The 13,471-nt window shown below is 59.1% G+C and carries 11 protein-coding genes; 8 read left to right on the forward strand and 3 right to left on the reverse strand.

The annotated features are described in order from the left end of the window. Positions 1-320 precede the first annotated feature (320 nt). Positions 321-1,853 carry a site-2 protease family protein gene (locus HNI00_RS08165; RefSeq protein WP_316792337.1) on the forward strand — a complete coding sequence of 511 codons (1,533 nt, stop codon included), beginning with the start codon at positions 321-323 and terminating at the stop codon, positions 1,851-1,853. A 136-nt stretch (positions 1,854-1,989) separates the two neighbouring features. Beyond that, positions 1,990-2,454 carry a hypothetical protein gene (locus HNI00_RS08170; RefSeq protein WP_316792338.1) on the forward strand — a complete coding sequence of 155 codons (465 nt, stop codon included), beginning with the start codon at positions 1,990-1,992 and terminating at the stop codon, positions 2,452-2,454. 190 nt (positions 2,455-2,644) lie between these two features. Here the strand turns inward: HNI00_RS08170 and HNI00_RS08175 are convergent, their stop codons facing one another. Both HNI00_RS08175 and HNI00_RS08180 read right to left on the reverse strand, forming a co-directional pair. Further along, positions 2,645-3,124, reverse strand: coding sequence for a CRR6 family NdhI maturation factor (locus HNI00_RS08175; RefSeq protein WP_316792340.1), 480 nt, complete (start codon positions 3,122-3,124; stop codon positions 2,645-2,647). A gap of 108 nt (positions 3,125-3,232) precedes the next feature. Next, positions 3,233-4,102 (reverse strand): DUF928 domain-containing protein, encoded by an 870-nt coding sequence (locus HNI00_RS08180; RefSeq protein ID WP_316792342.1) that lies wholly within the window; start codon positions 4,100-4,102, stop codon positions 3,233-3,235. A 298-nt stretch (positions 4,103-4,400) separates the two neighbouring features. Here HNI00_RS08180 and HNI00_RS08185 point away from each other — a divergent pair, with 298 nt between their 5' ends. The 6 genes from HNI00_RS08185 to HNI00_RS08210 all read left to right on the forward strand — a co-directional run bounded on the left by HNI00_RS08185 (position 4,401) and on the right by HNI00_RS08210 (position 11,411). Beyond that, positions 4,401-4,784 carry an allophanate hydrolase-related protein gene (locus tag HNI00_RS08185; protein ID WP_316792344.1) on the forward strand — a complete coding sequence of 128 codons (384 nt, stop codon included), beginning with the start codon at positions 4,401-4,403 and terminating at the stop codon, positions 4,782-4,784. A 250-nt stretch (positions 4,785-5,034) separates the two neighbouring features. Then, positions 5,035-5,334, forward strand: coding sequence for an AzlD domain-containing protein (locus HNI00_RS08190; RefSeq protein WP_316792346.1), 300 nt, complete (start codon positions 5,035-5,037; stop codon positions 5,332-5,334). Between the two features lie 36 nt (positions 5,335-5,370). Continuing rightward, positions 5,371-6,429, forward strand: a complete 1,059-nt coding sequence (locus HNI00_RS08195) for a pseudouridine synthase (RefSeq protein WP_316792347.1) — start codon at positions 5,371-5,373, stop codon at positions 6,427-6,429. Between the two features lie 522 nt (positions 6,430-6,951). Beyond that, positions 6,952-9,759, forward strand: coding sequence for a cation-translocating P-type ATPase (locus HNI00_RS08200; protein ID WP_316792349.1), 2,808 nt, complete (start codon positions 6,952-6,954; stop codon positions 9,757-9,759). A 57-nt stretch (positions 9,760-9,816) separates the two neighbouring features. Further along, positions 9,817-10,713 (forward strand): alpha/beta fold hydrolase, encoded by an 897-nt coding sequence (locus HNI00_RS08205; protein WP_316792351.1) that lies wholly within the window; start codon positions 9,817-9,819, stop codon positions 10,711-10,713. Then, a complete protein-coding gene (locus HNI00_RS08210; protein ID WP_316792352.1) occupies positions 10,710-11,411 on the forward strand; it encodes an esterase/lipase family protein in 702 nt (233 codons plus the stop codon). The genes HNI00_RS08205 and HNI00_RS08210 overlap by 4 nt, the downstream gene beginning before the upstream one ends. A 97-nt stretch (positions 11,412-11,508) precedes the next feature. On the opposite strand, the gene HNI00_RS08215 is transcribed toward HNI00_RS08210, so the two are convergent. Then, entirely contained in the window at positions 11,509-13,104 is a 1,596-nt protein-coding gene (locus HNI00_RS08215) for a NupC/NupG family nucleoside CNT transporter (protein ID WP_316792354.1), read from the reverse strand. Positions 13,105-13,471 lie beyond the last annotated feature (367 nt).

Genomic DNA, 13,471 nt, shown 5'->3' on the forward strand with positions numbered 1-13,471 from the left:
CACTCGATCCCCCTAAATCCCCCTTACTAAGTGGACTTCCGAGCCAGTCCCGACCTTCTGCGGGCGCTTCGGGTTCGGTTCCCCCCTTGCTCAAGGGGGGTTAGGGGGGATCAACGCATCGCCGCTCAATCATACGGAAGACTGGTATGTGCCTGGTAGCCTTTTGCTGACCCTGGCGTGACTCGAATCGTGTTTCACGAGACCGAGAAATCCAGAGTATCCTGGAGATCTACCCGTGAAAACCGCAAGTTAAACCATTTAGTCTACCAGAGCTTTGAAAGCTCGCAGGCGTTTTTTCAACTGCTTCTGAGAAGCCCATTATGATTTTCTGGCTGCTGCTGCTCAGCATCACTGGGCTATTTACCTACTACATCGTGCAGAGAAGCGTGTCCAGCATCACGCGCACCCCCATCTGGCTGCTGTGGCTGGTGATGATGCTGCCTGCGCTGATCTGGACGGGATGGATTTTGCTGAATGGGCCAGATGCTCGAATTCCCGCAGCGCTGCTGTTTGGGCCATTTTTGATTAGCCCGGTGCTGTACTGGCTGCTGGTGCAGTGGGGTCGTCCGCCTCGCCCCGCCACGGCCGAGTCCGCTGCCGAGCCATCTCCGCAAAAGCCAGAGCCAGACCCCAAAGCGCCGCTGCGCCCGATTGATCGACAGGAAGAAGCCACGTTGCAAAATTGCTTTCCCTGGTCGGTCTATTATTTGCAGAATTTGGAGTATCGGCCGCAGGCGCTGATTTGTCGCGGACAGTTGCGGAGTTCGCCGGAGGTGGCCTATCGCACGATTCGCGAAAATATTGAAGCCCAGTTTGGCGATCGCTTCCTGGTGTTGTTTCAAGAAGGGCTGAACGGCAAACCCTTCTTTGCCCTCGTGCCCAATGCCCAGGCCCAGCGCGACCAAGCAGACCAAGCGGATGGCAAACAATCCGAACGACGACTGGGGCGATCGCTCGGATTGTTTGTGGCCACCTTGCTCACCACCTGCTTGGGTGGGGCAATTTTGACAGAGCGCTTTACCGCAGGCGTGGCCGCAGATGAGCCGCTAGCCAGCACTCTCAGCTTTAACCTGCCAACGCTATTGACGGGGCTGCCCTATGCGATCGCCATTTTGCTGATTTTGGGCGGGCGGGAACTGGCAAACTTCTGGGTGGCGCGTCGCTATGGGCTGCGCGTGTCCTATCCCTACTTCATCCCCGTGCCGCCGATGGCGGTGTTTCCCTTCGGCACGTTTGGGGCGCTGCTCCAGCGGCGATCGCCCGTTCCCCATCGTCGCGCCCTGTTCGACATCGGGCTAACGGGTTCAATGGTCAGCTTTTTGATTAGCCTGCCGATCTTGCTGTGGGGGCTGGCGCAGTCGCAGCCGATTCAGCGCACTGCCGAGTCGGGTATTTTCCGGTTCGAGTCGTTTAATCCCCACGGTTCGCTGCTGCTGGCGGTGCTGAGCAAGCTGGCGCTGGGTAGCGCGTTTACAGCAGACACGGCGCTGCGGCTGCATCCAGTGGCCGTGGCAGGGTGCATTGGGATCGTGATCACAGCGCTCAACCTGATGCCTGTGGGACAACTGGATGGCGGGCAGATTGTTCACGCCATGTTTGGTCAACGGATGGGAGCGTTGATCGGGCAGGTGGCGCGGCTGCTGGTGCTGCTGCTGTCGCTGGTGCAGCAAGAACTCCTGCTGTGGGCGGTGCTGTTATTTTTACTACCTGCGGTGGATGCACCAACGCTCAATGATGTGAGCGAATTGGACAACCTGCGCGACTTTTTGGGGCTGGCTGCATTGACACTACTGGTCATTATCCTGCTGCCGCCGCCGCCCGTTTTGTCCCAGCTTTTGGGTATCGCTGGATAGATGATTGGTGTACCCTAGTTAGTTTTAGTTCTTTGCGGTTTTGATGCTGCACTGCCCGTTGATTAAACAAGGCGATGTTCGTCTTCGTATTTCTTGTTCACCCATTCACTACTCAGGTTGGAGGAGCCGTTGAGTCATGAGTCAGGATGTCCGGCAGTGGTTAGCTGAAATTAAGCATTTGCAGCACAAGCTGGAGAGCGCCTATAAAGAGCGAGACGAGGCGCTGAGCAGTGCGGCCAACTGGCGGCGGCTATACGAAACCGAGGCTCAGCAGCGGCGCACCGAAACCAACCTGTCGCAGCAGGCGATCGCCGATTTGAAAGAACGCCTGCAAACGACCCAGAGCAGCCCTTTGCCCAAGCTGACGGGCGACGTGCCCCCGGCGATCGCCCAAAAAATCGCCAGCCTAGATACGCTGGAATCCTTGCAGCAAGCCCTAGCGCAAGCCCTGGTAGAGTGCGATCGCCTGGCCCAAGCGCTCCGGGCCGAGCAGACCGACCACGACCAAACCCGCAAGAGCCTGACGGCCGCCCTAGGCGAAACGGTAGATCGGCTAGCCAAGGAGCGGGCCGCCATCCAGAAGGGGCAACATCCTCACTGAGGCAATGGTCGGTCTGAGGGGCTTTGCTGACTCGTTTTCACGCCCGCACATCGCGCCGCAGATAGCGATGACTGTAGTCGATAGATTTGATCGGCGCAAGCAAAACTTTGTTTTGTAATCGGTGCAAGCCAAGTTTTGCGGTGGAGTGCTTTGCTGTGAAGTGTTAAGTTGCCAGACTCAAATGTCGGACTCAAAGCAGTTCAAAAAAGCCATCGTCTAGCTCGTAGCCCAGCAGTTGGGTCATGAACTTGAGCCGAGTGGGGCTGATGCCGCCGTGCTGCTGCATCCAGTCCGCTACGGCAAAGATCTTGCTCATCACAAATAGCTCCAGCGCCTCCGGGTTGAACCGGATGCCCTCCGTCCGGCTAAACTCGTGCGGCACCAGCATCGCCGCATAGCGCCCCAATTCACCTGCTTCCCAATCCAGCACCAGCGGCAGCCAGGGATAGCATGCATCCAGCCGCACAAACCACAGCCGCACTTCGGGAATTTCCGACAGTTCTCGCGGGTCGTCGGGATCGCGGGGAATGTCGATCTTAAACTGGAGTTGGAGGCTGGGCTGGGCCGTGGCGCTGGGCTGCTGAGCCAGCCAGGGGGCGATCGCCGCTGTAGCAGGCGAGAGATCCAGGCGATTGACCTGGTCGGCCGTGATCGTGAGAATGGAGGACATGTTAAGTGTCGGAAAGGGGAGAGCAAACAGGTAGAACTTTTATCTCTTTTACGCCTGCGATCAACGCAGGTGACTAAGCAAGCATAAATGACGACAGTTCTGTATCTCTTATTCTTGCAGGGAGCGGTATTCCACAGGGGGAAACAGCAGCGGCACGTTCGCCAGGTCGTCTAGGTTGACGGAGGACAGCAGGCTGGCCCAGTCGGCGATCAGCGCTGCATCATCGGGCGTGGCGGCTCGCAGGGTTCCCAGGCTGGTTACGGTGTCTTGCCACAGGCCCGACCGGGCGTAGAGGGCGGGCAGTTCTTGAGGCGTAGCGCGGTTGAGCCGCAGCGAGAGGCTGCTGTTGGGGGCAACCCGCTGGAGCCAGCCGTCCGTCAGCGCGTCTCCAGAGCGATCGCCCGTCGGGTCGCACTGGAGCTGAAACACCCAGCGATAAAGCCGTCCTTCGTCCAGCGTCCGCAGCGGAATGCCAATAATACTAGGCTCTTGGGGTAGTGGCAGGCGATATTCATAGAGCGCTTCCTCTACGGTGCGCCCAGAAGGGGTGTCTGTGGCGATCGCCACCGAAAATTGTGCCTGCCAAGCCACCGTTTGCGGCACATATACAAACACCATCGGCCGCTCGGAAACCGTTGGCTCAACGTTGATCTTGCCTTGCTCGGCAACCGTCGGGTCGGTGGGCGGCACCAGGGGCAGCAGCCGCACCACTGTTGCTCCATCTGGGCTGCACGCCTGTCCGCCCCGCGTGATGCCGCCAATGCGATTGCGGACGGGGCGAGACTGCCGCACGCTAAACCCTAGCTGCGCGATCTGGACAGGCGGAGCGAAGGCTGGACGGGATAGCGCAGACGAGTCCAAGACGGAACGCGGCGCAGCGTTTTGGAAAACCCGCGCCTCAGCAGTGCTGCTTTCGGAGAAGGCTCCCACGCCCAACAGCGCCATCAGCAGAATCGACGATGATAAAAAAATCTGCATTTAATGAATCGGTTCCGATGACTAGTGCGTTTCAGGTCGCAAAGGTTTCAACAAACCCATTGATTCGGTCAATGAGCAGCAGTTGGGTGAAGGATGAGCCGGGTCGATGGGGGCGATCGCCATCCTCCAGAACAAAGGCGCGTGGGGATAATCCCCGTCAGCCCTATTCTGCCAAAAGTTCTGCTAAAAGTTCTGCTAAGAGTTTGATGAGGTCAGTCTGCTATTCTGCAACAAAAATCCCTAAGCGCGGGTAAATGCTGGGATCGTCGAGAAAACCTTGGAGAGAGCCACAATATCTATGCAACGAATTCCTCTTGCGGTCAATGGAACGCTGATGCGGGGGCTGGCGCTCAATGGCAATCTGCTTGCAGTGGGGGCCACCTTCGTCCGCGAAGCCAAAACGGAGCCTGCCTATCGCCTGTGGAGCATTGGCGATCGCCATCCGGCCATGCTGCGGGTGCGCGAGGGGGGTCGGGCGATCGCCGTCGAAGTTTGGGACGTTCCCCCGGACGGATTGGGCCTGCTCCTGCTGCAAGAACCCCCCGGCCTCTGCATCGGCCGCCTCATACTAGACGACGGTGAAAACGTGCTGGGCGTGCTGGGAGAACCATATCTCTGCGAAGGGGAACGGGAGATCACAGAGTATGGCGGCTGGCGGGCATATATGGAGCGGGTCAATTGATGGAGGGAGTGAGCGATTTTGGATTTTGGGTGGAAGACCGCGTGAGTCCTAAAGGTAATAGGATGATGAGGAGAGCGCTGGCCTTGCGCCTCGTGCCAGTTCTCCCAAACGCTGCTGTCAATAATGTCAATAAATCGCTGCAAGCCTTGTAGTCACTCGGACTGACCATCCAAAATCGCCAATCCAAAATCACCAATCCAAAATCCAAAATCAACCCCACCCCCATCTCGGTCTTCAATATCTCGCCGTTATGTCCCTCACCGTCCTCATCCTCCTTGCAGGCATTGGCACGTTTCTCATGCGAACAGCGGGCGTGTGGCTGCCCAAAGCGTGGGTTCCCACCCGATGGCTGGCTTACCTGCCGCTGGCGGTGATTTTGGCAATGGCGGTGGCGAGTGTGATGGGGTTGGTGAGCCAACCATCTGAAACAGTGGCGACGATTTTGGCAACGCTGGTGGTGGTGGGCGGAGCGCTATGCAAGTGGCCCCTGGCGGTCTGTATTTTGCTGGGATGCGGAGTGTTTGGCGTGGTGTCATCCCTTGCCTGGTGATCTGGCGCTGTTTGCCTTATCGTTGCTACGCAGCTTATGAACCAGGGCTGGGTCTATCGAGAGCAGGTGGCGCGGCGCGACGTGGGGCGATCGCTCCTGGATTATTACAGCCAGCGCTATCCGCACTCCAGCCGCGACGAGTGGCAAAGCCGCATTGCCCAGGGGCAGGTTTTGGTGAATGGTCAGCCAGTTTCGGCAGACTATGTGCTGTGCCTGGGGCAGCAGCTTGCCTACCATCGTCCCCCGTGGCAGGAACCCGACGTACCGCTGGCGTTTGACATTCTGCATGAAGATGCGGACGTGCTGGTGGTGGCGAAGCCGTCGGGGTTGCCTGTGCTGCCGGGGGGCGGTTTTTTGCAACATACGCTGCTGGGGCAGTTGCAGCAGCGCTACCCGCAGAACCCGCCAACGCCCGTCCATCGTTTGGGACGGGGGACTTCTGGTTTGGTGCTGCTGGGGCGATCGCCCGCCGCAAAATCTCGCCTCAGCCGGCAGATGCGCGACCAGACGCGACAGGCAGAGATCCTGCTGAATTTTATTGCGGACTCACATTCACCTTCTAGTTCGACCCGGCGTTCACACCTGCATTCTGGCTGGTATCCCCCGGATATTCTCCAATCTGAGAATCTGGGCGATCGCCCCTTGCGAAAAACCTATCTTGCGCTAATCGGCCCTAGCGATCTGCCTGATCGCTTTACCATTACTCAGCCCATCGGCAAGTTGCCCCATCCGGTTCTCGGCTACGTGTATGGTGCTGTGCCCGACGGTTTGCCTGCCTACAGCGAAGGGCAGGTTTTGCAGCGGCAGGGCGATCGCACCCTCGTCGAGATGACCATCCTCACCGGCCGCCCCCACCAGATTCGCATTCACCTGGCGGCGGTGGGCTATCCCTTGCTGGGTGACCCGCTTTACGCTCCCGGCGGCACGCCCCGCACCTTTGACATGGAAGCCGAAACGACCGAAGCGTCTGATGAAAAACTGCCCGTTCCTGGCGACTGTGGCTATTGCCTGCACGCTCACCATCTCACGTTTTTGCACCCCACCTACGTGCAGCCCATGAGGTTCACGCTTCCTGCACCCTTTGCACGCAGTTAAGGAATTGTTTGAATCAGGAATTGTTTGAAGCCCTTCTCGCCCAATCCTGTACGCCCAGTCGTTCATGCCCAGTCCTTCACACCAACAGTTCAGGACATGATTTGTCAAATACTCTCTCAATCTGTCGATTGATGCTATGAATGCTGATTGGTGCTATGAGATATGGATGTTATACCGATTTTGGATTTTGGATTTGCGATTTTGGATGGGTGATTTTGGATGGCGGGTTGGGCATCTGCGGGGCTTTCAGCCATCTCATCTGTAGCGCCACTGGGGGGAACTCCTATCAGCAGTCAGTGCGGTGCGTCAGACGGTACGGCTGTCAAACTGCGTGGCACGGCTGGGTCAGACGATCTCATTCTCTATATTCTTCGTAATTCTTCGCATCCGCTCGTACCTGGTTTTTGTGTTGTGAAATTTGTGTTGTGAAATTTGTGTTGTGAAATTTGTGTTGTGAAATCTGCGTTCTTGAATTCTCGAAATTGACTTTTAGGCCCATCGGGCAAATGGTGCAGGCTTGCTATGAGTAGAGGCAATCGACCGGACTATGCGCTGGAGCGAAGGGGAACGGGAGACGGGACACGGTGGTATGCACTAGAGCCGCAGGAGGCGCTGAGCCAGATCGGAACCGACCCGCGCACAGGGCTGAGTCAGGCTGTAGCGAGCGATCGCCTCTCTCAAAATGGCGCGAATGAATTGGCCGAGCCGCCGCCCAAAAGCGTGCTGCGGATGCTGTGGGAACAGATCACCGCAACGACCGTGGTCGTGCTGATTGTGGCGGCGATCGTCTCGGCGCTGCTGGGCGATTTTGAAGACGCGCTGGCGATTCTGGCGATCGTGGTATTCAACGCGGTGCTGGGCTTTACGCAGGAATATCGGGCTGGCAAAGAGTTTGCAGCGCTGAGAAAAATGGCGGTTCCCAAGGCGCGGGTGCTGCGCGATGGCGAGTGGCAGCAGATCTTGGCGCGAGAAGTGGTCGTGGGCGACATCGTTCAGCTAGAGGACGGCGACCAGGTTCCGGCAGACTGTCGCCTGCTAGAAAGCACCAACCTGCGGACTCAGGAAGCCGCCTTCACAGGCGAGTCGGAGTCGGTAGAAAAGCAGGTCGCCAAGATCGACGGGCAAGACCTATCGCTGGGCGATCGCCGCAACATGGTTTACATGGGCACGGTCGTCACCTACGGGCGCGGGCGCGGGCTGGTGGTTGCGACGGGCATGGACACGGAACTGGGCAAAATTGCCGACTCGATCCAGTCTGTGGAATCGGAGCAAACGCCCCTGCAAAAGCGCCTCGATCAACTGGGCAAGCGGCTGGCGATCGCCGCTCTTGCGCTGGTGGCCCTCATGTTTGCTATTGGGCTGGCGCGGGGAGGCAATGTAGAAGATCTGTTCCTGACGGCGGTCAGTCTGGCCGTGGCGATTATTCCCGAAGGGCTGCCCGCCGTGGTGACGATCGCCCTGGCCATCGGCTCGCGGCGGATGCTGAAGCGGCAAGCCCTGATCCGCAAGCTGCCTGCGGTGGAAACCCTCGGCTCCGTCACCACGATTTGCTCTGACAAAACGGGCACGCTGACGGAAAACCGCATGACGGTGAAAATCCTGGCGCTGGCAGGTGAACAGGTGGAACTGCGCGAATCCTTTGCCGAAATTACCTCCCGGCTAGATGGCAACAAGTCCATCTTTCGCCCTGGAGATGGCGTGCCGCTGAGTGCGCCGATCGCCCTGACGCTGGGAGGCAGCGCCCTCTGCAACAACGCGCTGGTCAAAGAAGATGAGGACGGCAAAGACAAGGCGCTGGGCGACCCGACGGAAATCGCCCTGGTGGTCGCAGCCGATCGTCTGGGCCTGAGCAAAGAAGAACTAGAAGTGCTGCTGCCTCGCGTTGCCGAAGCACCGTTTGATTCCGACCGCAAACGGATGACGACGATCCACCAGTGGGGCGATCGCCAGGGGTGGGAGTCTTCCGATGTGGGCAAGTTGGTGCTGAGCTTGGTCAAGCTGCCCAATGCGCCCTACATTGCCCTTACCAAAGGGGCGATCGACGGAATGCTAGAGGTGTCTACCCACGTTTGGGACAACGGGCAAAAGCCGCTTGATGCCAACATGCGCGATCGCATTTTGCAAGATAACGACCGGCTGGCCAGCATGGGCACTCGCGTCCTCGGTGTGGCCTTTCGCTTGCTAGACGAACTGCCGCCTCCGGGTCGAGAACTAGAAGTCGAGCAGGACTTGGTGATGGTGGGGCTAGTGGGAATGCTCGATCCGGCGCGGCCCGAAGCCAAAACCGCCGTGCAAACCTGCAACGCAGCAGGCATCCGCACGGTCATGATCACGGGCGACCATCCCCTGATGGCCCGCACCATCGCCCGCGATCTGGAAATTGCCACCAACGACAAATACCTGACTGGGCAGCAGCTTAACCAGCTTTCCACTGAGGAACTAGAGCAGCAGGTGGGCGAGGTGTCGGTCTATGCCCGCGTCTCGCCCCAGCAAAAGCTAAAGATTGTGGAAGCCCTGAAAAATCGCGGCGAAATCGTCTCCATGACGGGCGACGGGGTAAACGATGCGCCGGCCCTGCGAAAGGCAGACATCGGCGTGGCGATGGGCATTACGGGCACCGATGTCGCCAAAGAAGCGGCAGACATGGTGCTGCTGAATGACAACTTTTCCACCATCGTCGCAGCGGTCGAAGAGGGGCGCGTCATCTACGACAACATCCGCAAGTTCATCCGCTACAACCTGACGGGCAATGTCAGCGGCGTGGTGCTGATGCTGCTGGCTCCGCTGATTGCCATGCCCCTGCCCCTGCGACCCATTCAGATTCTCTGGATCAACCTGCTGGCAGACGGGCTGCTGGCCCTGGCGCTGAGCGTGGAACCTGCCGAGAAAAACGTGATGCAGCGGCCGCCCTATCCGCCGGGCGAAAGCGTCTTTAGTCGGGGCGTGGGGCGCGATATTGTGTGGATCGGCATCCTCATGGGCATTACCTTCCTCGGCTTTGGCTATTGGGCCTGGTCTACGGGCCGCCCCAACTGGCAAACAATGGTGTTTGCGACGCTGGCGTTTTCTCGGATCTGGCTGGCCCTGGCGATGCGGTCGGAACAACGCCTGCTAGCGCGAATTGGGCTGCTCAGCAACAAGCCGATGCTGGGTGCAGTGCTGCTCACCTTTGGGCTACAAATGCTGGTGATGACGCTGCCAGTCCTCCAGCACTGGTTTGAAACTCAGCCACTCACAGGCGTTGAGTTGTGGGCCTGCGTGGGGGTTAGCACGATTGGCTTTTGGGCAGTAGAGTTGCAGAAGCTGGTGAGGACGTGGGCGGGGCGATAAAGCCTTTATGATAGAAGGAGTTAAGAAAACTTCAATATTCTCCGTAGCCTCTTATCTGTGACTTCTCAACTCACCGCACCCCAACCCCTCGAACAGCTCAACTGGGACTGGCAGGGCCACACCATCCGCTACACTGTGCAGGGCGCAGGTCAGCCGATGGTACTGATTCACGGCTTTGGCGCAGCAATTGGGCACTGGCGCAACAATATCCCCGTGCTGGCGGCGGCAGGCTATCGCGTGTTTGCACTGGATCTGCTGGGCTTTGGCGGATCGAGTAAACCGGCGATCGCCTACAGTTTGGAACTCTGGCAAGCCCTGCTCAAGGACTTCTGGGCCGCCCACATTGGCGCACCGGCTGTGTTTGTGGGCAACTCCATCGGCGCATTGCTCAGCCTGATGATGGCCGCCGACTATCCCGATCTGGTGCAGCGCGTCGTTTTGCTCAATGCAGCAGGCGGGCTAAACCATCGCCCAGAGGAGCTAAACCCACCGCTGCGGCTAGTGATGGGCGTGTTTACCCAACTGGTGAGTTCGGATCTCGTGGGGCCGTTTTTGTTTGAGCAAGTCCGCAAAAAGCCACGCATCCGCCGCACCCTGATGCAGGTCTACCGCGACCACACCGCCGTCACCGATGAACTGGTGGAACTGATCTACGAACCCTCCTGCGACCCCGGCGCACAGAAGGTCTTTGCCTCAATTCTCACGGCTCCGCCCGGCCCCAGCCCTGCGGAACTGCTGCCCCGCGTGCATCAGCCCATCCTGGTGCTGTGGGGCGATGCCGACCCCTGGACTCCGATTACAGGCTCCAAAATCTACCGAGAACTGGCGGCCGCCGAACCCGACCGCGTCCAGTACACGCCTATCGCGGGGGCCGGCCACTGTCCCCACGACGAGTGCCCCGACACGGTGAATCGGCTGGTGCTGGACTGGTTGAGCGCGGGGAACCAGGGATGAGTTTGCCGACGGTCATTTTGCCAGGGTACTTTGCCGATGCTGCGCCCTATCAGGAGATGGAGCGGGCACTTGAAGGGCTGGGCATTTGGGCCAAGACCGTTCCCCTGCGGCGACGAGACTGGGTGCCAACGCTGGGCGGCCGCTCGATGACTCCGATTCTGGAAAAGCTGGATGCGACGGTGCGCTTGGTGCAGGCCGAAACGAGGGGCGATCGCCTCAATTTGGTTGGTCATTCCGCAGGCGGCTGGATTGCCCGGATCTATCTGGGTGAAGTGCCGTACCAGATTCATCCCAGCGATGCGGGCAAGACCTGCCTCTGGAAAGCGCATCCCTCGGTGGCAACGCTGGTGACGCTGGGCACGCCCCACATCAGCCGGGAGCGCTGGACGCGGCGCAACCTGGACTTTGTGAAAACGCACTATCCCGGCGCGTTCTACCCGCAGGTGCGCTATGTCTGCGTGGCGGGCAAGGCCGTGTATGGGCAGCGGCGACCTGGAACCTGGTTTGCCCACAGCAGCTACGAAATGACCTGCGGCGTGGGCGGCTGCTGGGGCGACGGCATTACGCCCATCGAAGCAGCCCACCTGGAAGGCGCGGAGAATATTACCCTGCCGGATGTCGTTCATTCGCCGCGACCAGGGCGGCTCTGGTACGGCTCGCCGGAAATCGTGAGCCAGTGGGCGCAATATCTGGCGTGAAGCCTGTGACTTGGCCTCCGCTTGGCTGGAAATCAAGTTAAAGTTCCCCAACACCCAGAACACTTATCGCAAGTGCGTATGCGGAAGTCCTGTTCTTTTAGGGCGTGGTTGGCGAGGGGCTGGCAGGAAGGGGCGCAGGGATGGTCTGCGCGGGAGCCGCCGGACTGGGTGCGGCAGGGCTGGCGGGGGTAGCCTGCGGTGCGGGTTCGTCGGGTGTGCCCAGGATGCTAGGGTTGCCCGTGTCGAATACGCCCGCCACGCAGGCGATCATCATGGTGGCCAGCGTGCCCACAAACAGCGCCTTCCAGCCCAGTTCGGAAATGTCTTTGCGGCGAGAGGGAATCAGCGCTGTGGTGCCGCCAACAAAGATGCCGACCGAGGCCAGGTGCGCGAAGCCAGAGAGGGCATAGCTGACGATTAACAAAGCGCGATCGCTCAACACGCCATCCCGCGAAGCAGCCGCCAGCGATTGGTAGGGCGGAATCGCTGTCTCAAACAAGCGACGACCGATAATCACCGACGAAGCCCAGAGTTCGCTCCAGTCCAGCGATACGCCCGTTAGCACCGTCAGCGGCAAAAACAGCGCCCCCAGGATGTTTTGCAGCGTAATCACCTGAAAGACGCTGCCAATGGGGCCAGGAATACTGGCCAGCGCCCCAAAAAATTGGTTGACTAGATACACCAAACCCAGGATCAGAATCAGCACAGCGGCGATCGCCACGGCCATTTTCACCCCGTCCAGTGCGCCCACAATGGCGGCATCCAGCGGACTGACCCGCTCAATCGGTTCCCCCGCCACAGTTTCTTGATGCACGGGTTCCGTCCGCGCTACGCCTGCTTCAAAGTCTTCCACTTCTTCGTTGAGCGCCTGATCGAGCGATCGCTCATCGGGAATGCCGCCTGCGGTCACGGGCACGGTCGTTTCCGGCAGCAAAATCTTCGACAGCACAAAACATGCCGGAATCGCCATCACCGAGGCCGACACCAGATGCCCCAGGATATTGGGAAACACGGGCTTCAGGAAGCTCACATAAATGGCCAGCGTAGACGAGGCCGCCGTGCCAAAGCAGCAGGCCAGAATCGCCAGCAGCTCGCTGCGGGTCATGCTGGCCAGAAACGGCTTCACGACGATCGCCGCCTCAATGCCCACAAAAATATTCGCTGCGCCGCTCAGGGATTCTGCCCCGCTCAGCCGCATCGCGCGATAGAAAATCCGAGCAAAAAAGTTCGTAACAACCTGGATGATCCCTAGGTTATAGAGCAGTGCCATCAGCCCCGAAAAGAAAATGACCGCTGGCAGCGCTCGAAACGCAAAGATATACCCCAACTGAATGCCGCAAAGCCCCGGCAGCACCTCTCCCGGCTGCGCTGGCGCACAGGTGCCCGACGCAGGCAGGGGCGACAGCACCAGCGGCTCCTGACCTGGCAGCGGCACGAACCGATTGCCAAACACAAACCGTGCGCCTGCGTCGGCTGCGTCAAAAATTACGTTCAGCAAATCGGTGAACCATTGCAGAAAAAGCTGCGTAATCGGAAAGGCAAACACCAAAAAGCCCAGAATCAACTGGAGCAAGATGCCCCAGATAACCACTCGCCAGGGGAAATATTTGGGATTGCGGTTTTCGGAAAACAGCCACGCGACTGCACACAGCCCGAAAATTCCAATGAAGGAGATTAAGTTCAGAATCGACATTTGAGGTTGTCCTCTCTGAGAGATATCCGGGTCGTCATGGTCATGCGGCTACATGCAGCTATTTAGGCAGCTATTTAGACTGACGCAATGTGCAACTTTGCTGATTCCTCTTACCCTCCATCCCTCTCCCAGAGCAGGAGAGGGACTTCAAGCCTCGCTTGCTCCCCTGCTCCCGACTGGGGAGGAGAGTTTGGAGCAGGAGGGCTGATTGAAAGTTGCACATCGCGCTAGACTGCGCTCAATCACCCGCTCAATCACCCGCTCGGTCACAAACTGAAGCATCGATAGGACGACCTGCTCGCACAGTGGGTCGCACGGTGGGTCGCACAGTGGGTCACGCAGTGGGTCGCGCAATTCCAAATGGGGC

Origin of the sequence: Thermoleptolyngbya oregonensis NK1-22, assembly GCF_032705245.1 — a bacterium.
In the GTDB taxonomy this organism is placed as follows: Bacteria; Cyanobacteriota; Cyanobacteriia; order Elainellales; family Elainellaceae; genus Thermoleptolyngbya; species Thermoleptolyngbya sichuanensis.